The organism is Saccharopolyspora sp. NPDC050642 (genome assembly GCF_040654735.1).
In the GTDB taxonomy this organism is placed as follows: domain Bacteria; phylum Actinomycetota; class Actinomycetes; order Mycobacteriales; family Pseudonocardiaceae; genus Saccharopolyspora; species Saccharopolyspora elongata.
In genome coordinates this window covers 151308-174155 of sequence record NZ_JBFAIN010000007.1, presented here as the reverse complement: position 1 = coordinate 174155, position 22848 = coordinate 151308, and the positions used below count along the sequence as shown (strand labels likewise).

At 68.1% G+C, this 22848-nt stretch carries 18 protein-coding genes; 12 read left to right on the top strand and 6 right to left on the bottom strand.

Annotation, left to right across the window (positions count from 1 at the left end):
• Positions 1 to 36: 36 nt before the first annotated feature.
• Positions 37 to 2055, bottom strand: a complete 2019-nt coding sequence (locus tag AB0H93_RS14160; protein WP_358572205.1) for a transglycosylase domain-containing protein — start codon at positions 2053 to 2055, stop codon at positions 37 to 39.
• Between the two features lie 502 nt (positions 2056 to 2557).
• Positions 2558 to 3505, bottom strand: coding sequence for an alpha/beta hydrolase (locus AB0H93_RS14155; protein ID WP_358572203.1), 948 nt, complete (start codon positions 3503 to 3505; stop codon positions 2558 to 2560).
• Here AB0H93_RS14155 and AB0H93_RS14150 point away from each other — a divergent pair.
• The 5 genes from AB0H93_RS14150 to AB0H93_RS14130 all read left to right on the top strand — a co-directional run bounded on the left by AB0H93_RS14150 (position 3459) and on the right by AB0H93_RS14130 (position 8820).
• Complete coding sequence (locus AB0H93_RS14150) at positions 3459 to 4127, top strand: helix-turn-helix domain-containing protein (protein WP_358572201.1); 669 nt, start codon at positions 3459 to 3461, stop codon at positions 4125 to 4127. The genes AB0H93_RS14155 and AB0H93_RS14150 overlap by 47 nt on opposite strands.
• Positions 4128 to 4565: 438 nt before the next feature.
• Positions 4566 to 5606, top strand: a complete 1041-nt coding sequence (locus tag AB0H93_RS14145; RefSeq protein ID WP_358572199.1) for a TIR domain-containing protein — start codon at positions 4566 to 4568, stop codon at positions 5604 to 5606.
• 88 nt (positions 5607 to 5694) lie between these two features.
• Positions 5695 to 6339, top strand: a complete 645-nt coding sequence (locus AB0H93_RS14140; RefSeq protein ID WP_358572197.1) for a GyrI-like domain-containing protein — start codon at positions 5695 to 5697, stop codon at positions 6337 to 6339.
• A 259-nt stretch (positions 6340 to 6598) separates the two neighbouring features.
• On the top strand, positions 6599 to 7588 hold the full coding sequence (locus AB0H93_RS14135) for a glycerophosphodiester phosphodiesterase family protein (RefSeq protein ID WP_358572195.1): 990 nt from the start codon (positions 6599 to 6601) through the stop codon (positions 7586 to 7588).
• 134 nt (positions 7589 to 7722) lie between these two features.
• The gene (locus AB0H93_RS14130; RefSeq protein WP_358572497.1) at positions 7723 to 8820 is read left to right on the top strand and encodes a nucleotide disphospho-sugar-binding domain-containing protein; all 1098 of its coding nucleotides are present in this window, start codon (positions 7723 to 7725) and stop codon (positions 8818 to 8820) included.
• 31 nt (positions 8821 to 8851) lie between these two features.
• On the opposite strand, the gene AB0H93_RS14125 is transcribed toward AB0H93_RS14130, so the two are convergent.
• Positions 8852 to 10771, bottom strand: a complete 1920-nt coding sequence (locus AB0H93_RS14125; protein WP_358572193.1) for an FAD-dependent monooxygenase — start codon at positions 10769 to 10771, stop codon at positions 8852 to 8854.
• A 425-nt stretch (positions 10772 to 11196) separates the two neighbouring features.
• Here AB0H93_RS14125 and AB0H93_RS14120 point away from each other — a divergent pair, with 425 nt between their 5' ends.
• The gene (locus AB0H93_RS14120; RefSeq protein WP_358572191.1) at positions 11197 to 11784 is read left to right on the top strand and encodes a DUF4232 domain-containing protein; all 588 of its coding nucleotides are present in this window, start codon (positions 11197 to 11199) and stop codon (positions 11782 to 11784) included.
• A 172-nt stretch (positions 11785 to 11956) separates the two neighbouring features.
• On the opposite strand, the gene AB0H93_RS14115 is transcribed toward AB0H93_RS14120, so the two are convergent.
• Positions 11957 to 13180 (bottom strand): hypothetical protein, encoded by a 1224-nt coding sequence (locus tag AB0H93_RS14115; protein ID WP_358572189.1) that lies wholly within the window; start codon positions 13178 to 13180, stop codon positions 11957 to 11959.
• 615 nt (positions 13181 to 13795) lie between these two features.
• Between AB0H93_RS14115 and AB0H93_RS14110 the strand changes: the two genes are divergently transcribed.
• The 3 genes from AB0H93_RS14110 to AB0H93_RS14100 all read left to right on the top strand — a co-directional run bounded on the left by AB0H93_RS14110 (position 13796) and on the right by AB0H93_RS14100 (position 18014).
• Positions 13796 to 14872 carry a glycosyltransferase gene (locus AB0H93_RS14110; RefSeq protein ID WP_358572187.1) on the top strand — a complete coding sequence of 359 codons (1077 nt, stop codon included), beginning with the start codon at positions 13796 to 13798 and terminating at the stop codon, positions 14870 to 14872.
• 502 nt (positions 14873 to 15374) lie between these two features.
• A complete protein-coding gene (locus tag AB0H93_RS14105; RefSeq protein ID WP_358572185.1) occupies positions 15375 to 16688 on the top strand; it encodes an FAD-binding oxidoreductase in 1314 nt (437 codons plus the stop codon).
• Positions 16689 to 16724: 36 nt separating this feature from the next.
• Positions 16725 to 18014, top strand: a complete 1290-nt coding sequence (locus AB0H93_RS14100) for an NAD(P)/FAD-dependent oxidoreductase (RefSeq protein ID WP_358572183.1) — start codon at positions 16725 to 16727, stop codon at positions 18012 to 18014.
• A gap of 36 nt (positions 18015 to 18050) precedes the next feature.
• Here AB0H93_RS14100 and AB0H93_RS14095 read toward each other — a convergent pair whose 3' ends face one another.
• On the bottom strand, positions 18051 to 18704 hold the full coding sequence (locus tag AB0H93_RS14095; protein WP_358572181.1) for a TetR/AcrR family transcriptional regulator: 654 nt from the start codon (positions 18702 to 18704) through the stop codon (positions 18051 to 18053).
• 103 nt (positions 18705 to 18807) lie between these two features.
• Here AB0H93_RS14095 and AB0H93_RS14090 point away from each other — a divergent pair, with 103 nt between their 5' ends.
• The 3 genes from AB0H93_RS14090 (at position 18808) to AB0H93_RS14080 (ending at position 21740) form a co-directional block, all read left to right on the top strand.
• Positions 18808 to 19638 carry a phytanoyl-CoA dioxygenase family protein gene (locus AB0H93_RS14090; RefSeq protein ID WP_207954640.1) on the top strand — a complete coding sequence of 277 codons (831 nt, stop codon included), beginning with the start codon at positions 18808 to 18810 and terminating at the stop codon, positions 19636 to 19638.
• Positions 19639 to 19659: 21 nt separating this feature from the next.
• Entirely contained in the window at positions 19660 to 20064 is a 405-nt protein-coding gene (locus tag AB0H93_RS14085) for a RidA family protein (protein WP_358572178.1), read from the top strand.
• A 215-nt stretch (positions 20065 to 20279) separates the two neighbouring features.
• Entirely contained in the window at positions 20280 to 21740 is a 1461-nt protein-coding gene (locus tag AB0H93_RS14080; protein WP_358572176.1) for an MFS transporter, read from the top strand.
• A gap of 121 nt (positions 21741 to 21861) precedes the next feature.
• Here the strand turns inward: AB0H93_RS14080 and AB0H93_RS14075 are convergent, their stop codons facing one another.
• On the bottom strand, positions 21862 to 22788 hold the full coding sequence (locus tag AB0H93_RS14075) for an NADP-dependent oxidoreductase (RefSeq protein WP_358572174.1): 927 nt from the start codon (positions 22786 to 22788) through the stop codon (positions 21862 to 21864).
• Positions 22789 to 22848 lie beyond the last annotated feature (60 nt).

The window sequence follows — 22848 nt, the reverse complement described above, 5'->3', positions numbered from 1 at the left end:
ACGAATACCCGCCGCAGCGGGTCGAGCGAACAAGTGTCAGCGCGGCCTCGCTGTCGGGGTGGTGGTTGCCAACACCGCCGCGCCCGGGGGCGGTGGGAGCTGATTGGGGTCGCCGTAGGTCCCGATGGGGATGAACGGCATGAACGCCTCGGCCGGCCTGGGCTCCAGGTATGCCTTCATGAACTGCCGCCAGATCCGGTTCGGGTACACCTCGCCCATCATCGAGCCGCCGGACCCCACCACCGGTTGCGGTCGGCCCTTCTCGTCGCTGGCGCTGACCGACACCGCGACGGCGATCTGCGGCGTGAAGCCCGCCGTCCACGCCGTCAGGGTCTTGTCCGGAGAACCGCCGAACTGGGCGATGCCGCTGTTCCCCGCGACCGGCCGCTCGGTGGTGAGCCCGCCGGTGACCGGATCGTTGAGGAGCATCGAAGGGAACGACCACCGCATGGATTCCGTGACGTTCCCGGCGATGTCCCTGCTCTCCGAGGGATTGTCGGAGAAGGCGCTCTCCGGCTCGGTCGCGAAGTCGGCCAACTCGTTCCCGTTGCTGTCCAACACCTTCTGCAAGAAGTGCGGTTGCGACCGCATGCCGTCGGCCAGCGTCGCATACCCGCGCGCGATGTCCACGGTGCTCACCGGGTAGTCGCCCATCGCGATGCGGATCCCCACCTCGCCATCACGCTCCTGCATCGACGGTTTCCCCCCGGCGGTCGGGGAAATTCCCGCACGCAGGGCGGCATCGCGGACCTTGCCAGGACCGAACTTCAGGGTCATGTTCAGGAAGGCCGTCTCGACCGACTCCGACATCGCCGCACGGACGCTGCAGGTCGAGAGGTCGGGGCAGGAACCGGTGTTCCGATAAGTGGCGCCGTTGATCTCCTGCGGTGATCGCCCGCTGTAGACCTCGCCGAGGCCGTAACCCTGCATCAACCCCGCGGCCACGACGAACGGCTGGATCGTCGTGCCCGGCGGCTGCACGGCCTTGGCCCAGTCGAAGCCGCCGATCTGGCGGTCTCCGCTGTGGTAGGCGCGAATTGCGCCGGTGCCAGGCTCGATCGCCACCAGCGCGGCCCGGATGTTCTGCGGTTGATTCGCGGTCTCCGCGGCCATCGCGGACTCGGCCACGCGCTGCGCGTCGCGGTCGATCGTGGTGATGACCGTGCTTCCGTTCTGATGCAGTTGCTGGGCGCTGAATCCGGCTTGCTCCAGCTCTTGCAGCACCCGTTCCCGGACGTGGAACAGCGGACCGGACATCTCCTCGCCCCGCCACGCGAACCGCTCCCGGGTCTCCGGCATCCGCATCGCTGCCCGCTGCCCGGGGTCGACCATCCCGTTGGCCAGCATCTGGTCGGCCACGTAGGTCCAGCGCCAGTTCGCCTGATCCGCGTCCACCCGCGGGTCGTTCTCGTTCGGCTTCTGCACCACGCCCGCCAGCAGTGCCGCTTCGGATGCGTTCAGGTCGCGCGGCAGCTTGCCGAAGTAGGCGTTGGCGGCGGCGTGGACGCCCCAAGCACCGCGCCCGTAGTACGCCGTGTTGAGGTAGGCCTTGAAGATCTCGTCCTTGGGCTGTTCGTTGGTCATCTTGAACGCCAGCACGATCTCCTTGAACTTGCGGGCGTAGTTGTGCTCGTCGTCGCCGGTGGCGAGCTTGATGTACTGCTGCGTCAACGTCGAACCACCCCCGGCGCTGCCCGTGATCTGCGCGAACACCGCGCGCACGATGCCGGACAAGTCGAACCCGCCGTTGGTGTAGAAGGACGCGTCCTCGGCGGCGAGGGTGGCCTGCCGCATCGGCCCGGAAACCTCCCCCAGGTCCTGGATCATGATCCGGTTCCCGCTCTCCGGCACGATCCGCATCATCTCGGAACCATCCGCGTACTTGAGCACGATCGACTGCTGCGTCCCGGCGGCGACCTGCTGCGGATCCGGCACCTCCCAAACCAGGTACCCGATGCCGAAAGCACCCGCCACGGCGAGGACGAAGCCGCCGATGACGAACAAGCCGATCCGCCGAACGCGCCGCCAGCGCCTGCGGGTCTTGGGAAGAACCACGGTGGGCTCGTCGTGCACGGTTCCCGCCCTTCGGAGTCAAGGAGCTACCAGTGATCAAGACGCGACGAATCCGACCCAGGTTGCACAAGCGGCTCCCGAAAACCGGGAATGTCGGCTCTGTCACGAAGTCCGTGATTCGCGGATCGGGGTAGTTGACCGGAAAACTTCAGGGTCATCAGGGGTATGAAGGTGTGGCCCAGCGGCTCATGCGCGCTGACCACGCGGCTTCCCGGACATCGGTGTTGGGGTGGTTCCGCAAATCCACGAGCCGTTGGGCCCAGCCGGTGGTCCATCCTGTTCAGCGAGCGGTCGTCGTGACGAGCTGGACCGCGAGCAGCCCGGGTACTGATCCGTCCTGTGATCAAGCGGCTGCCCAAATATCCATTTTGGACACGCGAACCGGTGAGGGAAGACGCCGGATGCACACCGGCGCTGCGGAGCCAGTTGGGTGGGAGAGTGGGCGATGGTTCTCGTCGCCTGACGTGGTAATGGCTTTCGGGTATCACCTGCCGAGCAGGTCCTGGATCGCTTGTAGTACGGCGTCGGGGCGCCGCCAGTGGATGGAGGCGTGTCCGGCGCCGTCGACGAGGCGGTTCTCACCGCGCCGGACCGATGCGGCCAGCGCGTCATGGAGCCGCCGCTTGCCGTCGATCTCCTCGGCGAGCAGCGACTCGGATTCACCGATCAGCACCGCCTTCTTGAAGTCGTCGATGTCCATGGCGGTGAGGACGATCAGCGGAACATCGGGCAGCGGCCCTGTGCGACGCATCTCGTCGAGGAACCGGTCGCGGTAGGGCACCAGCTCGTACCCGTCCATGATCCATTCCGGGCTGACGTGGCGTTCGATGAGCGAGTCGCGGATCTCCTCCGGCCAGTCCGCCATCATCTGTGCGAACAGACCGCGGTAGAGCGCAACGGCCTCCTCCGGCAACTCGTCGGGCAGCTCCTGGTCCGGATCCCATGCGCCCCGCATCTCCGTCAGCTGTCGGGGCATGTAGGCGTCGTAGTCCTCGTGGTCGGTGTCCATCAGGACTAGGCCGGCCACCTCGTTGGGAAAGCGCGTCGCGTAGAGGCGGGCGTAGAGGCCGCCCAGGGAATGGCCGACCAGCAGGTAGGGGGCGGGTATGTCGGCGGTGCGCAGCAGGTCGCGCAGCTCGTCGGTCACCTCGGCGCAAGTCAGCGGCGCGTCGGTCCGGTCGCTCCAGCCCGTCCCGGTTCGGTCGTAGATCACGCTCGTGGTGAGCTCGGCAGCCCGCTCCTGCACGTTCCAGTAGTCCAGGCCAACCGCGCCGCCCCCGGGTAGGAACACCACCGCTGGGCTGCCGGTGCCCGAGCGGTGCAGCAGTAACCGTCGACCCCCTACCTCGTAGTACCGCCCCAATGGTGGCGGTGCCCCGGTCGCGGTGTCGGGGCTGTCCCCGGACGGTTGGTCGCGCATCTGGTCTTGCATCGCCGGCTCCCTCGCGGTCAGTGCACATCCGCTGCTTTCCCAATTTTGGGAACGGTACCAGATGTGGGATCGTGGCTTGGTGGACACGCTTGACCTTCTCCTGCATCCGGTGCGGGTGCGCATCGTGCACGTCATGTCCGGCGGGCGTACCCGCACCACATCCGATCTGTGCGCGAGCCTGCCCGACGTTCCCAAGACCACCCTGTACCGGCACGTCGGCCTGCTGGCCGAGGCAGGACTGCTGGAAGTCGTCGGCGAACAGCGGGTGCATGGTGCCGTCGAACGCCGCTACCGCCTGCGCCGCGAGCGCGCGACGATCGACATCGACGCGGCCGCGTCGATGTCGCTGGACGACCACCGCTACGGGTTCACCGCCGCCATGGCCGCCCTGCACGCCGAATTCAATGCCTACCTCGACCGGGATCACGCAGACCCGACTGCCGACTCGGTGGGCTACCGGCAGATACCGCTCTGGCTCAGCCAGGACGAACTCGCCGAACTCATAAGCGAGTTGCGCGGGGTCATCGCATCCAAGATGGACAACAAACCCGCACGAGGCCGCAGCCTTCACCTGCTGAGCCCGATCCTGTTCCCGATCGAGGAACGACCGCAGCAGGACTGACCAGCAGGAGGACGACCGCCAGAGCGCCCGACGCGCAGCGCCGGGCGTCACGCATCCGCCCGGAAGGACCACGGCGGCGACACCGCCACTCGGCCGATGTGCCGTGCTACTGGATCATCTCGACCGGAAGCGCCGGTTCCCCCAGTCGCCAAGGCCGATGCTGCGGTCGTCGAGGAGGCGCAGACACCGTCCGCGCACAGATGTCAACTGGACGTCGCGTCGTAGCGGGCACGTGCCTCGTCGATCTCGGAACCGTGTTGATCGGCCCAGTCGGCCACTGTGGACAGAGGAAGGAGGAAGGTCCTGCCGAGTTCGGTCAAACCGTGTGGATGCTGCCTACTCGGGGGCTGCGGCAGACCCGTGATGGGTGCCGCAGCCTCCGCCTTCGTGGTGACCGAGCCGGCCAAGCGTCATGAGCGACCTTGCTAGTGTTGCGATGTGACGGAGCTCTCATCGGCCGGGGCGGCTGGCTACGACGCTTTCATCTCCTACGGCCACGCGGACAAGAAAGTGGCCACCGCGCTGCGCAACGGTCTGACCCGGCTCGCCCGGCCCAACTTCCGCCGCAGGGCGATGCGCGTTTTCCGCGACGCCGAAAGCCTTTCGGCGGGATCGTTGCCGAAGTCGATCGAGCGCTCGCTGCTGGATTCGCGCTACTTCATCCTGCTGGCGTCGCGGGCGGCGGCAGAGTCGAAGTGGGTGCGGCAAGAGGTCGCCTTGTGGCAGGAACACCGGTCGTCGGAGAACTTCTTGATCGCAGTGGTCGACGGCGAGATCCACTGGGGGGTCGACGACTTCGACTGGTCGCGGACCAACGCCCTGCCGCCGGGGCTCAGCGGTTGGTTCGACAGCGAGCCGCATTGCGTGCCCTTGGTGAAGGCTCGGCAGACGGACTCCTTGTCCTTGCGGCACACCGAATTCCGCAGTGCGGTCTGCAAACTGGCCGCGCCGATCCACGGTGTGCACGCCGACGACCTCGACAGCGAGGACATCCGCCTGCACCGCCGCCGCAAGCTCGTGGCTCGTTCCGGCGTCGCCCTGCTGTGCGTGCTCACCGTGGGCGTGACCGCGCCGTCGATTCTCGCTGTGCAGCAACGCGATCGAGCCGAAGGGCAGGCCCGGGTGGCGCTGTCCCGAGCGCTGGCGGCAGAAGCGCTGGCACAACCCAACTCCCGGCTGGCCACCCAGTTGGCCGGTGCGGCGTACCGCTCGGCGCCCACCGCGCAGGCGAGTGGTGCGCTGCAGTCCCTGCTCAACCGCAATCGCCACGTCGTGTCCTTCGTCCGGCCGCAGGAGAAGGAAGTGATGGCGAACCGTCCGGCGTCGTCGCCACCACCGGCACACCTCAGGTGTGGTCCGGCCGGCCCGACCAGTGGCTGTCGGCCCTGTGCGCCCTCGGCGCCGGCGAAATCGCCGAATCCAACCGCGGCCAATACCTCGCCGGCATCGAGCTCCCACCCACCTGTTCGTGAGTGGTAGCCGGCCGGCGCGTGAGATGTTCTCGTACCCGCTCAGCCTCCTGGGAGGCAGAAAGGCAGTGGCTCCGCCAGGCGAGCCCAGGTTCCTGATGACCGACAAGATCGACTTCAAGAAGACCCTCGACTCCTACCAGGCGCAACGTGGCCGGTTCCGATTCGTGGAGGTGCCCGACATGCAGTACCTCATGGTCGACGGTCACGGCGACCCCAACGCCTCGCCCGCTTTCGCCGAGGCGGTCGAAGCGCTCTACCCGGTCGCCTACAAGCTGAAGTTCGCCAGCAAGCAGGGGCTCGGCCGCGACTACGTGGTCCCGCCGCTGGAAGGCCTGTGGTGGGCCGAGGACATGGACTCCTTCACGGCCGCTCGTGACAAGTCGCAGTGGGACTGGACGATGATGCTCATGGCCCCCGGCTGGATCGACCAGGCCATGTTCGCCACCGCTGTCGAGCAGGCCGGGAAGAAGAACCGGCCAGCGCGTCTCGACGACGTTCGTCTGGAGGCGTTGTCCGAGGGGCGGTGCGTGCAGACGCTGCACATCGGCTCCTTCGACGACGAGGCGGACGTGCTCGCGCAACTGCATCACGAGTTCATCCCCAGCCACGGGTTGTGCATGGCCGGCAAGCATCACGAGATCTACCTGAGCGACTTCCGCAAGGTCGCACCCGAGAAGCAGCGCACCATCCTCAGGCAACGGGTCCGTTCCGCGAACGCTGCGGATGTTCGGCACCGCTGAACCAGGCCACGAGCTCGTTCTCCAGTCGTGTGGTGTCGATGGGGCCGGGCGCGGCGACGAGCTGGTGCGCGGTAGGTTCCACTGAGGACATGTCTCGCAGGTCAGGTCGTTCGCCCGCGCAGTGCTGAACCCGGAGCGCAACGGGGCGGCGTCGACCGACGCGAACCTCACCGCACCCGGGTGAGGCGTCGGTCCGTTGAGCGGTCGTGGGTGCGAAGACCGGTTTGAGCCGGTTTCCGGGCTCGCGGCAGAATGCGGCATGCCCGAAGCACGTCCGCGGTGGCGGAAGAAGCGGTACATCCTCGGCGCGGTCGTCGCGTTCCTCGCCGCGTTCGCCTTCGTCAACAACACCCAGCTGTTCGCGGAGGTCGGCGGGGAATCTCCGAAGGTGCTGGCACATCGCGGTGTCGCGCAGACGTTCAGCACCGCCGGCGTGGAGAACGACACGTGCACCGCCGAGCGGATCGATCCTCCGGCGCACGGGTTCCTCGAGAACACGATCGCCGGCCTGCGCGCGGCGTTCGACTCCGGGGCCGACCTGGTCGAACTCGACGTGCACATCACCAGCGACGGGCAGTTCGCGGTCTTCCACGACTGGGAGGTGGACTGCCGCACCGACGGGGCCGGCACCACCCGGGACTTCCCGATGGCCGAGCTGAAGGCGCTCGACATCGGCCACGGCTACACGGCGGACGGCGGCCGGACCTTCCCGTTCCGGGGGCGCGGTGTCGGGCTCATGCCGTCGCTGGACGAGGTGCTCTCGGCGTTCCCCCAAGAGCCGCTGCTGATCCACGTCAAGAGCGAGGATGCGGCCGAGGGCGCTGCGTTGGCCCAGCGGCTGTCCGAGCTGGACGCGGCTCGGTTGGCCGACATCGCCGTCTACGGTGGTGATGCGCCGGTGCGGGCCGTCCGGGATCGGCTGCCGCAGATCCGCGCCGCGTCGAAGGGCAGCATGGCCGACTGCCTTCTGCGGTACGAGGCGATCGGGTGGACCGGGATCGTTCCGGACGCCTGCGCGAACACCGAACTGCACATCCCGGAGTCTTACGCGCCGTGGCTGTGGGCGTGGCCGTCGAAGTTCGTGAGCCGCATGGAGTCCGCGGGCAGCCGCGTCGTCCTGGTAGCCGGATCGGGTGGGTTCTCCGAAGGATTCGACACACAGGAGTCGCTGGCGCGGATTCCCAGTGGTTTCACCGGCTACGTCTGGACCAACCGGGTCGCCGAGGTGGCGCCGCTGATCGACCGCTGAAAGCGGATCGACGAATGGTCCTGATCGACTTCGATGCGGACTCGAGTGGCAGAACTGCTGTATAGGTTGGTTTTGTGCGAATTCTGTTCAGTGCGACCCCCGCGTACGGCCACGTTCTGCCGTTGGGGCCGTTGATGCAGGCAGCGGTCGAGGCAGGGCATACCGTTGCGCTGGCGACCAGCGCCGGCGTGCGGGATGAGGTCGGTCCGGAGCTCGCCGCCGAGGTGGCATTCCTGGCCGCAGGTGCGATGCCGATGGAGTTCTCGGAGGACGCTGCCCGCCGCACCGGCGCAGACCCCTTCCACCCGGGGCCCGAACTCATCGGGGAGATCTTCGGCGGCTCCCGCGTGGACCTCGGCGGCGGTGAGACGATCGGTCTTGGCCGCGAGTGGGCGCCCGACCTGATCGTGGCCGAGATGTTCGACGCGATCGGCCCGATGGTCGCAGCAGATCTCGGCATCCCCTGGTACCAGGTGGGTATCGGCCCCGCGACGCACGCCGTGATCACCGAGATCGAGCGCGCCGCGGCTTCGCGCTATCGGGACGCCGGGCTGGACCCCGTTGGGCCGCTGAGCTACATCGACCCGTGCCCACCACAACTGCAGGACCCCGACTGGTCGAGCCGCGTTCCCGTGCTGCCACTGCGCACGCAAGCCCACCGACGCCCCCGCGACATGGCATTCGAACCGCCGGCCTTCGCGGACCCGGCCAAGCCCACGGTGCTGGTCACCCTGGGCACGATCTTCTCGGACCCGGACGTGCTCGACACGACCGTGAGGGCGATGGCAGGCCACGACGTCAACGTGATCGCCACTGTGGGCTCGTCGATGAGGAACCCGGCCGCGGGCGATGACGGCTCCCGGCCGAGCCGGCGACCCGACGGCGTCGAGGTGCACTTCGTGCCGTTCGTGCCGCTCGGCCAGCTTCTCGACCGAGCGGATCTTGTCGTCGGTGCCGGCGGTTCCGGCACGGTCCTCGGCGCCCTGGCACACGGTCTTCCCATGGTGCTGTGGCCGCAGGGCGCCGATCAGCCGATCAATGCCGCCCGGGCTGCTGCTGCCGGAGCGGCGATCACCGTTGACAGCGGGGACGAGATCTTTCCCGCGGTGCGGCGGGCGTTGGGAGAGGGAACCTTCCGCGACCGGGCCCAGGCCGCCGCCGCGGAGAACGACGCTCGTCCCAGCCCCGCCGATGTCATCAAGGAAATCGCCCAGGGGCCCGTCGCCGGCTGAGGGTGACCGCTCTGTTGGCTCGACGTCTGCGTTAGCAGGTCGGCGTCCCGACCTCGACCAGCACGCTGCCGAGGAAGTCGACGAGCTCGTCGTGGGCGTCGAGGGGGAGGACGTTCGCGACGTACTGGTCCGGCCGGACGACCACGAGGGCTCCGCGGTCCCGGTCCAGGCCGCGCAGATCGAAGATGTCGGTGGCCGGATCGGGGCAGAAGACCTTCTCGTAGTCGATGAGCTCGAACGATCCCTTGCGGGGGAGGAGGACCGGCGGCAGGTCGTCGACGGTGACGTCGCGATGTCCCTGCTGGAGGACGGCCCGGACGTCGATCACCGAGTCGGGGTCGGCGCCGGGCGGGGTGAACCGGGCGATCGGTGAGCCTTCCGAGGCCAGGAACCCGGCCAGATCCCGCAGCCGGGAATCGGGGCCGCCGGGATGGGCCCGGTCGGCGAACGCGTAGAGGCGCCAGGCGCCGTCGGCCCGGGCCGCGTGGCCGAGGTGCATCGGCTTGGCGTCGGCCAGCCGGATGACCGGCGCGGAGTGGAACCGCATCCCGATCGGGAAGCCCTCCGCCAGGTCCTGGTGGGTCGGTGCCGCGGTGAGGACCGAGGGCTCGTAGCGGACCGCGACCCCGGCGGTGAACCGGCCCTGCTCGCGGAAGTAGTGCTGGAACCGCGCCGGGTCGGCGTCCTTGTCGCTGTCCGGCCGGGTGCTGAACAGCGCAGCGAATTCGCGGTCGAAGTCGATGAGCTGCTGGGCGACCTTCTGCCGTTCCGCCGAGTAGGTGCGCAGCACCTCGGGCCGCGAGGTCCCGCGGAGCACGGTGCCGAGCTTCCACCCGAGGTTCCAGGCGTCGGCCATCGAGACGTTCATGCCCTGCCCGGCCTTCGCGCTGTGGGTGTGGCAGGCGTCGCCGGCGATGAAGACGCGAGGCTGGCGGGTGTCGGTCTCGGCGTCGGGGACGTCGTCGAAGCGGTCGCAGAGGCGCTGGCCGATCTCGTAGACCGCCCACCACCCGACGTGCTTCACCTCGAGGGTGTAGGGGTGCAGGATCCGGCCGGCGACTGCGGCGAGTTTCTCCGGGGTCACGCTGCGCTCGCGGAGCATCTCGGCGTCGCGGTCGTTGTCGAGCTCGATGTAGAGCCGGACCAGGTAACCGCCTTCGCGCGGGATGACCAGGATGCTGCCCTGTTCGGAGTGGATGGCGGACTTGAGCCGGATGTCGGGGAAGTCGGTGACGGCGAGGACGTCCAGCACACCCCATGACTGGTTGGCCGTGTCGCCCTCGAGACGACGGCCGATGGCTTCCCGGGTGCCGCTGCGCGAGCCGTCGCAACCGACGACGTACCGGGCGCGGATGGTCGAGCTCTCTCCGGTCGGCTGGAAGTCCTTGACGTGCTGAAGCGTGACCGTGACCGGGTGTTCGGCGTCGGCGTCGGTGTCGATCCGCACGTCGGTGGCGTGCAGCCCGTAGACGGGTTCGGCGCGGGAGGCGGAGCGGCGCATGTGGTCGCGCAGGTAGGCCAGCATCCGTGCCTGGTTGACGATCATGTGCGGCATCTCGGAGATGCCGTCCTCGACGTCGTCGATGCGTCCGGTCCGGACGATGGAGGTGCCGTCCTGGGGGTCCGGTCGCCAGAAGGTCACTTCGTTGACCTGGTAGCCCTCGTGGATGAGCTGGTCGGCCAGGCCGAACGCCTCGAACATCTCCACCGTGCGGCACGCCACGCCGTCGGCTTGGCCGACCTCGAGCGGCCCGTCCCGCCGGTCGACGATCACGGTGTGGATCTCGGGGAACTCGGCGAGCTGGGCCGCCAGGACCAGTCCGGCCGGACCGCAGCCGATGATCAGAACATCGGCCGTGTCCGGCAGGCCGCCTGGACGGTCGGCCAGGGACGGGTGGGGGTCCGCGACGAACGGGTCCCCGGGCTTGTAGCCGTCGAGATAGAACTGCACTGGTCTTGCTCCTCTGGGCATCGGACCACCCTGGGCCGTGAGGGCGTGGGCTGTCGAGCCTTGCCGCGGACTACCGGGTAGCACGTTCCATCGTGCGGCAGTGACGCCCTGGCGGAAAGTCTGTTCTGCTATGAAGAACGCCAACGGCCGTGGGCTCCACGAACAGACATGTGTGCGCGAAGGCGGCCGGCCGTTCCTGAGAAGAGCCGCGGAACGGGTGTCAGTGCTTTCACGCGGATAGCCGTTGGGGTTCCGGGAAGGTCCCTCGCGGTCTCTCCGAGTCAAGTCGATCAGGGGGTTGGTGCCCTTTCGGGCAACGTTGCTCGAATCCGCGCGGTGGACGCAACCCCGGTGGTCATGGGGCGTCTTTCGGGATGACAAAGCGGTGAGAAACCGCTGATACACCTGAAGAAAAGGGGAGCACGATGCTCAAGCGCTACCGCATGACGACGGCCATCACCGGCATTCTGGGTGGAGCACTGCTGATCACCGGCTGCGGAGCCGCCACCGCTCTCCAGCCCGCGCCCGAGCGCGGCGCGGTCAATGCCGGTCCGGCCTCGGGCGGGGGCGGCGGGGACATCGGCACGTCGAACTGCTCGGAGGCCGATTTCCTCATCTCTGCCGCACCTGTGGAGGGCGAGCCCGGCAGTTTCATCGTGTCGTACGGGAACCGGTCGGACAAGACCTGCACGATCAACGGCGGCGTGCCCAACCTCCAGGGCCTGGACATGAGCGGCTCGCCGATCGAGGAGCTGCCCGTCGAGGACGTGCGGCTTCCCGACGCGCCCGAGGAATTCACCCTCCAGCCCGGCGAGATCGCGTACGCCGGCATCGGCATGATCCTGGCCGACAGCGGCGACCCGAACGCCAATGTCCTCACCGGATTCCAGTCCTCGCTGCCGGACATGTCCGAGCCGCAGCCGGTCCATCTCGTCGGCGCCGACGAGATGCGATTCGCCGCGAAGCACCTGCGGGTCAGCTCGCTGGTGTCCACCCCGGAAGAGCTGGGCTGACGGCGATGGATCTGGGGGTCGTCGCAACTTGATGGCGACGAATCGCGTGGCAGAACGCTCGGCTGGGGTGCCTCGGTCGAGCGTTTTCAACTGGCGGGGCGACTGCGCCGGCCACATGGCCGGCGGGTGGAAAGTCTTGCGGTAGCAATCCTTCCCACTCGCAGCGCAGAAGTCACTGCTGCTGCAGGGCCTTGAACTCGTCGAGCCAGGCGTAGTTGGGAGCGGGGGTGCCGTCGGGGAGGGGCTGCACCGTGCGCGAGGCGAACAGGCTGTTCAGCAGCCAAGGCTTCTTGTCCGGGCCGAAGCTGTTCGACATGGCGGCGTCCTGACCGACCCCGTAGGTGGCCACGGCGAGCTTGCCGGTGGCCCGGAACTTCTGCGTCTGGTCGTGCAGGAAGTTCTTGTTGTTCTCGAACCACGGGCTGGTGCGCAGGAAGTCATACCACCGTCCCTGCGGGAACGGCCTGTCGAGCGCGTTCTTGATGACCTGCCACGCCCGGGTGTCCGGCGGGATGTCGTACTTGTCGGCGTACTCGCGGGACACCCGGTCGGTGAGATGCTTCTCCCAGAGCTGAACGAGGGAGAACTCGGTGGCGAGGAACTTCTTGTCCGGACCCAGCCGGGGCAGGATGTAGTCGAGGTAGGCATCGGCGTCGTGCAGGTCCGCAACGTGCGGATGGATGTCCGTGCCCTCGATCTCCGGGGTGTTGCGGACGTGGGCCATCCAGCGCTCGGTGCCCTCGCCTGTCCACTCGGGATCGTCGAGGTGGCTGAGCGAGCCCATGTAGAGCCGCGTCTTGCACTCGTCCGGGAAGTGCGCGGCACGATACTTGATGACGTGGTCGGCGATGGCCTCGTAGAAGGCGTTGATCGCCCCGTTGTTCCATTCATCGTGCGGGGATTCGATGAACGGCTCGTTGCCGATCACCAGGATGTCGACCTTGTTCAGCACCTCCGGCAACATCTTGTCCAGCCGGCGGAGTTCGGCGTTCATCGCATCGGTGCCGGGGCGCGGCAACGGCTTCTCGCGTTCCGGGAAGTAGGGGAACTTCAGCGACAACACGGTTCCGTAGCCGTGCGCGCCGGCCTGCAGCAGGGTGCTGATCGCGGGGGCATCGGCCGGCTTTCCCTTGCCCGCATCGGGCATCGCGAAAAAGCCGCGCAGCCACGTCGCCTCGGCGGTCTTGAGTTCGCCGAAGGTCATGATGTGCGGGTCACCGTTGAAGTTCACACCGAGAACGCCGTTCGGTGGTGGCGCGGTCACCTGCGGAATGAGCGGTTGCGCATAGACGTTGCCCTGTCCTTCCCGGGGGGTGCTGCAGGCAGCTGCGCCGAACACGGCGAGGCCGGCCGCCGTGGACAGCTGGAGCAAGCGACGTCGAGGCAATGGGCTCATGCGCTCGGATGCTTCACCGACCGCCACATGATTGTCAATCGATGCAACGAAGTGCAGCGCCCAAGCGCAAAACCGGCAACAGATGGACAAATCGCACGTCAGGCCGTTGTGTCTTATAAGCCTGTTTCATAATGATCGGCGTGTCCTATGTGGATAGCGGATCACCTGGATGCAGTTGAGCGCACCCGCTCGACGGCACAGTTCTCCCGAGCCTCGGCGATGACCGAAGAGGCAAGACTCCTGAGTGTTCAGGCAGCACCACGGTTCGCGGGTACCCACCAATCCTCCGAGGCCGGTAGGAATGCTCGCAGATGCATCGCGTCGATCGCGGCCAGGTCCTGGTGACGAACCCGACACGGAAGGACAGTGCGTGTTCTGCGCTGATAACGCATGAACTCGGCAGACGGGAATCCGTCATCCGTCGCTGACGGGGCCGATCCGCCGCCGGGAACGGCCGGCCCCGGATCGCGGGCGGTCACGGCGAGACCGCTGAGAATCCTGTTCACGTCACTGGCCCTTCCGGCCCACATCCGGCCGCACGAACCGTTGGCACGAGCGCTGCTCAGGCGCGGGCACGACGTGCGGCTGGCGACAGCGGCGTCGATGGAGCGCCTCGTGACCAGGTCGTACGGCATCCCCCACCTGTCGGCCGGGCTCGACTGGACGGCGGACCCGGACATCGAGCGGCGGCTGACGTCGGCCTTGGCCCGGGATGGCAACGAAGCCTTCTGCCAGGTGCTCTACGGCGACGTCCTGGCCGGACAGTGCGTGCTGCCGATGTTCGAGGACCTGCTGGAACACGCGAGGCACTGGGCCCCCGACGTCGTCGTCAACGACTGCGCGGAGTGGGCGGGACCGCTTCTGGCGCTGTCGCTGGGAATCCGGAACCTCTCCGCCGACAACGGCCTGCTGCGCAACGTCTGGGATCACCACGCCGATCACATCCGCCCGAGGCTGACCGAACACCGCTCGGCACTCGGCCTCGGCCCCGAACCCCGGACACCGAGCAGCCTGGACCACGTGGTGCTCACCCCCGCACCGAGGGAACTCTTCCTCGCAGACCTACCCATTCCGGCGGTTCAGCCCTACCGGCACGAGAATCCCAGGCAGGCCCGCGAAGTGCTCCCGCGCTGGGTGCGCGAGCTGCCGGACGACACGCCCTTGGCCTACGTGATGCTCGGGAGTTCCGGAAACTGCGCGCCCGGCATGGCGGCCGGTTTCCACCGGGCGAACCGCACCGTTCTCGAAGCCCTCGCGGATTTCGACGGCACCGTGATCGTCGCGGTCGGACGCGGCAACGTCGCCCAGTACCTCCCACAGCCTCGCCATGTCCGCGTGGTGGAATACGCGCCGCAAACGCTCGTGCTCCGGCGCGCAAACGTGTTCGTCACGCATTGCGGGTTCGGTGGATCACGAGAAGCGATCGAGGCCGAAACCCCGATGGTGATGCTTCCGTGGTTCGCCGACCAGCCGCTCAACGGAAGAGAAATGGCCGCGCACGGCATGGGCCTGCTGCTCGACCGGTCCACCGCAACCCCTTCGCAGGTCCGGGACGCGATTTCCGAGGTTCTCGCCGAAACGCGGTACCGCGCCGCGGTATCCGCGGTGCGGAGGCGAATGATGGCCCTCCCGAAGCTGGAGGAGATCGCCGGCGACGTGATCGAGTCGTGCGCCGAGCCGGTACCGGCATGATCCCCGGCAGCGGCCCCGGGGGCCGCCCACCCAGGAGGGCCGCCGCAACGCGTGCGTGTGGCCGACACTGGGTGACCAGCGTGTTCAGCTGCGGATAGTGGCTTCCCGGTTCGGTCCGATCGCAGCCCGCCCGTCGGGGTAGGGGAGCCCGCAGGGAACTGCGTCCCCGCATCGCGGGGCCTTGGGGCTGGATCGGGATCCGCGCCCTGCGCGCTGACGGGATCGCCGACGACGAGATCCACGCCGCCTGCCGACGCCGACCTCGCATCGAACCTTCGCTGGGCGTGATCGCCTTCCTCTGGATTTTCATAACGACTGTTGCGCAAAATCTCGAGGGCTCGGTATGGTCCTCCCCAGTCGTCTGGCGCTCGCGACCAACATGCACGACGTTGCGGCGGGCAGGTCCTGGCGACGACCGAGGCAGCTGAGTCGGGAGCGTTCGGCTTCCGCGCCCGGGTCGACGCCGCTGGCGGCGTCGGCCCAACAGCAGAAGAGGTGCGATGTGACCGTCGGTGGAATCACCTACTCGTCGTTCAGCGGTTGGATCGATCCCCCCGCGGAAGTCGTGCCGGCGCTCGAAGGTGAACTCACCTGCGATGTCGCCGTCGTCGGTGGCGGGTACGCCGGCATGGCGGCCGCGCTGCGGCTGGCCGAACGAGGCGCCGACGTCGTCTTGCTCGAAGCCGAGTTCTGCGGCTTCGGGGCGAGCTCCCGCAACGCAGGCCAGTTGTCTGCTTCGCCGGCCGGTGATCCCCAGCTCCTGGGCGCGCTGCACCCGCACCGTCTTCGCGACATCGTCCGCTTCGCGCAGGGATCAGTCCGCTTCACGGAGGAGCTGCTCGACCGGCTCGAGATCGACTGCGAGTACGAGCCGACGGGCAACGTGGGGGCCGCGGTCTCCAGAGGACAGCTCCAGAAGGTGCGGCGAATCGCGCAGATCCTCCAGAAGGCGGGGGCGGACGCCGAGTTCGGCGACGGCCGCGAGCTCGGTCTGCCGGAAGCGTTCCTCGGCGGTCTCTTCGAGCCCCTCGGAGGACTGATGAACCCGGGGAAGTTCGCGCGCGGGGTTCGTGAGGCGCTTCTCGGCTCGGGTGCGAGGGTTTTCGAGCGCACTCCCGTACGAGCGGTGGAGCCCACCAGTGCGGGAGTCGTCGTCAGCGTGCCGGGAGGCCGCGTCCGTGCAGAGCGGGTCGTGCTCGCCACCAACGCCTACTCCCGCGACCTCGCGATCGCCCCGAAGCGGCTGGCCACGCCCATCTGGGTGCGCATGGTCGAAACCGAACCGATCGAGCCCGAACGCCTGGAAGCGACGGGTTGGACGAGTCGTGCCGGCATCGCGACCAAGCACAACATCATGGAGAGCTACCGCCTCACGCCGCGCAACACGATCGTCTTCGGCGTCCGTCGGCTCCAGGTGGGGCGGGGAGCGCTGGAGACCCGTGGCCCGGACCCGGCGGCCGTCGCGGACCTCGCCCGCGGCTTCCGCTCCCGGTTCCCGTCGCTTCGCGGCGTCGCGCTGGATCGGACGTGGGGCGGGTGGATCGCGATGACGTCGCCCTGGCTGCCCGTCGCCGGTGAAGCGACGGGGAACGTCTTCTACGCCATCGGCTGCAACGGCCACGGCCTCGCCCAGGCGCCCTACCTCGGCACGTTGCTCGCCGACCGGCTCGCCGGCGACGAACTGCACGACGACCTCAGCGCCGTCTGGCGAGCACAGCCGCGGTTCGCGCCCACGCCCATCTCCAACCCGCTTGCCTTGCGTGCCATGTGGATGATCGACCGGATGTCGGACCGCCTCCACGGCCGCAAGGGCTGAAAGGTCCTCCAAGCACTCACGACAGGAGTCCGTGACATGTATGACGTTGCGGTAATCGGCGCCGGGTTCGCCGGCGTGATCGCGGCCCGGGACCTCAGTGTCGAGGGCTGCTCGGTGATCCATCTGGAAGCGCGCGACAGGATCGGCGGCCGGACCTTCTCGGGTGAAGCCTTCGGCCGCTCGGTGGAGTTCGGCGGCGCGTACGCGCACTGGACCCAGCCGAACGTCTGGCGCGAGCTGGAGCGCTACGGCATCGGCCTGTCGACACCGCTGGAGATCGAGAAGATCTACTGGCTCGCCGACGGTGGCGTGCACTCCGGAACCCCGGTCGAGTACACCGGTTTCGGAGGTCCGTTGCTCGCTCAGTTCGTGGCCGACGCGCGGCAGCGGTTTCCCCGGCCGTTCGACGTCGCTGCCGGCGACACCAGTGCGATCGAGCAGGAGACGCTCGGGGACCGCCTCGACTCGCTGAACCTGTCCACATGGGACCGGGACGTGCTCGACGGCGCGTTGTCGTCGCTGGTCCATTCCTACCGCGAGCAGGGCGTGGCGCAGTTCCTCTTGTGGGTCGCGGCCAATTTCGGCGATTGGGGCGCGTTCATCGAGACGGCCGGTCACTGGCCGATCGAGGGCGGGACCAAGCGCCTGCTCGACGCGATCACCGGCGATTCGAAGGCCGAGCTGCGCCTGTCCACGCCGGTGACGGCGATCGAGGACGACGGAGCCGGGGTCGTCGTGACGACCCGCGACGGCGAGCGCATCCGAGCACGGCGCGCCGTCGTCGCGCTCCCGCTCAACACCCTGAACGACGTGACCATCGCGCCTCCGGTCGCGCAGCCCGTGCGCACCATGATCGACCAGGGGAATCCGATGAAGACGACCAAGATCTGGGCGCGGGCCAAGGGCGAGATCGAACCCTTCGCCGCCAACGCCCCGGTCGGCAAGCACCCCATCAACACGGCCAAGACGGAGGGCCACCACGACGGCGACACGCTCATCGTGTGCTTCTGCTCCGACGCCTCGACGATCAGCGCCGAGGACCGGGAGGCGGTGCAGCGGGCCCTGCGGATCTTCGTCCCCGACATCGAAGTGGTGGCCACCGCCGCTCACGACTGGGTCGGCGACGAGTTCTCGCAAGGCACATGGGTTCACCACCGGCCGGGGAACCTGACCCGGGCCGCGCCGCTGATGCGCGAGCCCCACGGGCGCATCCACTTCGCCGGTGGTGACATCGCGGCGGTCGGCGTCGGCGGCATCGACGGCGCCATCGCGACCGGCGCCAAGGCGGCCCGGGACATCGCTCGCGCACTGGCCGACGGCGGCTGATCGCGCGATGTCCCGCCACCGCGAGGAGTTCGCGGACTACGAGCCCGGGGTGGGAGCGATCAAGGTGAGGGCGGCGTCCACGAGCGCCCGGACCCGGCTCGGCGTGAACCTCTCGGGTTCGAAGGGGAACATCATCATCCAGCCGTCGCCCATGGCGGCGAGCTGATCGGCGAGCAGGTCCGCGGGAATGTCGTCACGGACGGTGCCCCGTTCCTGCCCGGCCTCGAGGATCGTGGCATGTACCGCGCGGTAGCGCGCGTAGCGCTGCTCGATGACGGCGGAGAGGGCCGGTTCGTAGCGCGCGTGAGCGAGCAATTGGGACATCACCGGCCAGAACTCGGGATCGCCGGTCGTCAGATCCAGCCACCGCTGGAAAAGCGCCTTGATGTCGGTCTGCTCCCGGACGGCCTCCAGCATCGCGTCGTAGGTGTCGAACCGGCTTTCGGCCAACGCGGTGACCAGTTCCTCCTTGTTCGCGAAGTAATAGGTCACCGCCCCGGTCGTGCACCCCGCGCGCCGGGCCACCTTGCGCAGCGACGCGTTGGCGTAGCCCTCCTGCGCGATCACCGACGTCGCCGCCTTCAGCAGCTCCGCCCGCTTCGCGGCGTGGTCCCCGGTCGGGCGGCCACGCTGCACGACCGGCTCGGTTCCGCCATCGCCACCCGGCAGCCGGGCCTTCGTGTTCGGCACCCCGTCGATTCTGCCACACAATTTTCATAACGACTGTTGTGTAAAACCGAGCGGACTCCTACCGTGTTTCCCATCACAGCCGATACGAGAAATGGAGCGACTGATGGACGAGTCAGTGCGGGAAGCGTTCCGGAACGACGGTGCCGTCCTCATCGAGGACTGCCTCGACGACGCGCAGCTGGCGCAGTGCCGCGAGGCGTTCGACTGGGCCGTCGCCAACCCCGGCCCTTACGTGTTCCAGGGTCTCGACGGGACCAAGCTGCAGACCCACATCGACAACGCCAACCCGCTCGCCAAGGACCGGCTGGACGACCTGGTGTCGTCGCTGCCGCTCGGTCGGCTGTTCGCCGACCTGTGGGGCTCGGAACACGTCTGGTACTTCGCCGAGGAGGTGTTCCTCAAGGCCGGCGGGAAGAGCGGTCGCGGACCTTGGCACCAGGACACGGCGAACCTGCCGTGGGCAGGCGAGCACTGGGGCAATGCCTGGATCTCCTTCCAGCACATCCCCAAGCAGAACTCGCTGGAAATCGTCCGCAGCTCTCATCGCGGCATCCAGTACGACGGGGCCAGCTTCGCGGACCCCGACGATCCCACCGATCCGCTCTACGGTGACGGCACCCTGCCTCGGCTGCCGAACATCGACGCCGAGCGCGCGGTAGACCCCGACGCCTACGACGTGATCTCGTGGGAGGTCGATCCCGGCGATGTCGTCGTGCTCCATCCCCGTTCGCTGCACGGCGGCGCCGGCGTCGACGCCGGGTGCCCGGACCGGCACACGCTGGTGCTGCGCTTCTTCGGCGACGACGCCACGTTCCGGCCCCTGCCGGAGTCGAACCCGCGCTACGCACGCAACGGCGTCCTCTTCGCCGAGGAGATGGCGAAGCTCAACGCGGGAGACCCGTTCCGCTCGCCCATCTTCCGCAAGGTCGTCTGACCGATCCCGCCAGGAGGCGACATGAAGCGCCGATCGATCAACCCGCCCGCCACCGAAGAGATGTACGACAGGCTGCACTTCTCGCAGGCGACCCGGGTCGGCGACCTGATCTGGGTGTCCGGCCAGGTCGGGATCGACCCCGTCACCACGACGCCGGGCGATGGCATGGAAGCCCAGGCCCGACTCGCGTTCGAGGGCGTGCAGAACGTCCTCGAAGCCGCCGGCGCAAGCCTGGCCGACATCGTCGAACTGACCACGTTCCACACCGATCTCCGGGGCGACATCAAGGAATTCACCCGGGTCAAGGACGAGTACGTCCCCGACCGGTATCCATCGTGGACCGCGGTCGGGGTGACCCAGCTGGCCCGACCCGAGTTCCTGGTGGAGATCCGCGTCGTCGCCGTGGCGGGCAGCGGAGAGGGCTGACCTCGAGGCACCTTGCCCGGCCCGGCACCAGCTGCGACCGAGGGACTCCGATTGCCCTCGGTCGCAGTCGAACCGCACTGACGCACTACCGCCGCTCCGGCGACGGCCCATCACGTTGCCCGGGGCCCGAGGCGTCCTGATCTACACGTGCGTGCGCGTGCTTGCTCCTCCCCACTCACGAGTGCGACAGCGTTGTCGCATGGAAAGGGAGAACAATGGGTCTTCAAGACAACGCGGACACGGCTGTCTGCCCGAAGAGCCCCACCGACGTGCCTACGCGGCTCGACCGCTTGCCCGTGATGCTGCCGCACATCGTCTGGATCTCGCTCCTGACCGCCAACCTCACGCTCGAGTACTACGACAACGCACTCTTCGCCTACGTGATCCCGGCGATCATCGAGGACACCACGTTCGATCTCGGGCAGATCGGCCTGATCGGCAGTGCCTTCTTCGGCGGGATGATCGTGGGCGCCCTGGTCGGTGGGCGCCTCTCCGACAGGTTCGGCCGCCGGTGGGTCCTCGTCTGGTCGACCGCCCTCTACTCGGCCGGGGCGCTGACGACGGCGCTCGCGCCGAACTTCGAGCTGATGCTCGTCGCCCGGGTGATCACGGGAATCGGAGTGCAAGCCGCGACGTCGGCGCTGCTCGTCTACATCGCCGAGATGTTCCCGACCAAGTCACGCGGCCGCTTCGTGTCGATCGTGACCCTCGCCTTCGTGATCATCGCCCCGGTGGTCGCGCTGCTCGCGTTCGCCGTGATCCCCAACGCCGGACCGAACGCCTGGCGCCACCTGTTCATGTGGGGCGGCGTCGGTCTGCTGATCGCCCCACTGGTGCGTCTCCTCATGCCAGAGTCCGTGCGCTGGTACGTCATTCGCGGGAATATCGGCAAAGCGACGGAGATCGTCGAGCGGCTCGAGGCCCGTGCGCTCCGTCGAGGGCCGCTGAGCGAGCCGCAGCCCGTGCCGACAGGCCCGAAGGAGCTCACGCTTCGCCGGCTCCTCGCGAACAAGGGAGTGCTGCGCACCACCGCCGTCCTTTCCGCGGGCTACTTCGGATCGACCCTCGGTCTGTACCTGTTCCAGAACTGGGCGCTCTACGCACTGGTCGACGGGCTCAAGTACCCCGAGGTGGAGGCGTACGAGATCCAGCTCATCTGGAACGTGGTCTACGTCATCACGCCCGTCATCGGACTGCTCCTCATGGACCGGGTGGAACGGAAGACCCTCGTCTTCGCGGCATCCCTCGTCACCGCGATCCCGCTCCTCGTCCTCGGTGTCTCGACCAACAGCTGGGCCGTCGTCGTGTCAGGGGGCCTCGCAGGCATCGTCACCGGACTCGTCGTCACCGTGTACTACGCCTACATCCCGGAGGTGATGCCCACGAACGCCCGCGGCCTGGGCAGCGGGATCATCATGAGCATGGGGAAGTTCGGTGGCGCTGCCTCGGGCGTCCTCGGCGCAGCGGTCTACGGCGGCTGGGGCGTCGCCGGGCTGATGATCATCGCGGCGGTCTCCTACATCGTGTTCTCGATCGTCGTCCTCGTGTTCGGCCCCCGAACGATGGGGCGTTCGCTGGAAGGAGTCGTCGCCGAAGAGCTCCGCGCAGCAGAACAGCCAGAGTCACCCCGGACCCCGCCGTCGCGCTGCCCGAGCCGGCGCAACACCAGCAGTTGACGCAGGTCGTTCTGGCGCGATACGGGCTCACGGACATCGACGATGACGGCCCGGCTCAGCTCGCGCTGGCGAAGCGGCGGGAGCCGTGGCCGCCCTGCTGCGGGCCGAATCGTCCGTCGTGTCAGGGCACGGTGATTACGATCTTGCCGCGCGCGTGGCCAGTGGCGCTGACGTCGTGAGCTGTGGCGGCCTCCTTCAGCGGGAACACGGCGTGCAGCGGGACGGTGAGGCGGCCCTGGTCGGCGAGGTCGGCTGCCAGTGGCAGTCCTGCCCAGCCCGGCGACTTTCCTGCTTCGGAGCGGGAGAAGCGCACTCCGTGCCGGGCGGCGTCGAAGTCTGCGATGGTCACCACGCGGTGCGGGTCGCCGGCGATGGTCACCAGATCGGCAAGAGAGCCCTTGCCGGCCGCGTCCAGAACCACGTCGACACCGTGCGGAGCCAGTGGGGCAAGGCGATCGGCCAGTCCTGGCCCGTAGGTGACCGGTACGACGCCGAGCTGAGCGAGAAAGCCGTGGTTGCCTTCGCTCGCGGTGCCGATCACGGTGAGGCCGCGGGCCTGGGCGAGTTGCGCGGTAGTGGTGCCGACGCCTCCGGCGGCACCCTCGATCAGCAAGGTCATGCCCTCGGCGGCCTCGAGGGCGTCCAGGACACGCGTGGCAGTGTCGATGTTGCCCGCGGCGCCCCCCGCTTCCTCGAAAGACCATGACTGAGGTTTGGACGCCCATGCCTCCAGCACGGCGTACTGGGCCGTGGCGCCTCCCTGGTCCGCAACGGGGACGAGGCCGAAGACCTCATCCCCCACGGCGGTGCCGGTCACTCCCTCTCCCACCTCGTCGACGGTCCCGGCGGCATCCATGCCGGGGATATGGGGGAAGTCCACGGTGGCGATGTCCCGCAGCATCCCTGAGCGCAGATACCAGTCAGCAGGGGTAACGCCGGTGGCACGTACGGCGATGCGGACCTGACCGGGCCCGGCGTGCGGTTCTTCGACTTCCTCTACGCGAAGGACTTCGGGACCGCCATAGCGGTGGTATTGCACAGCAAACACGGACAACCTCCGTATACATGGCATGTCGGTGAATAGGAGAACTCGCGGCCGCTCATTTCT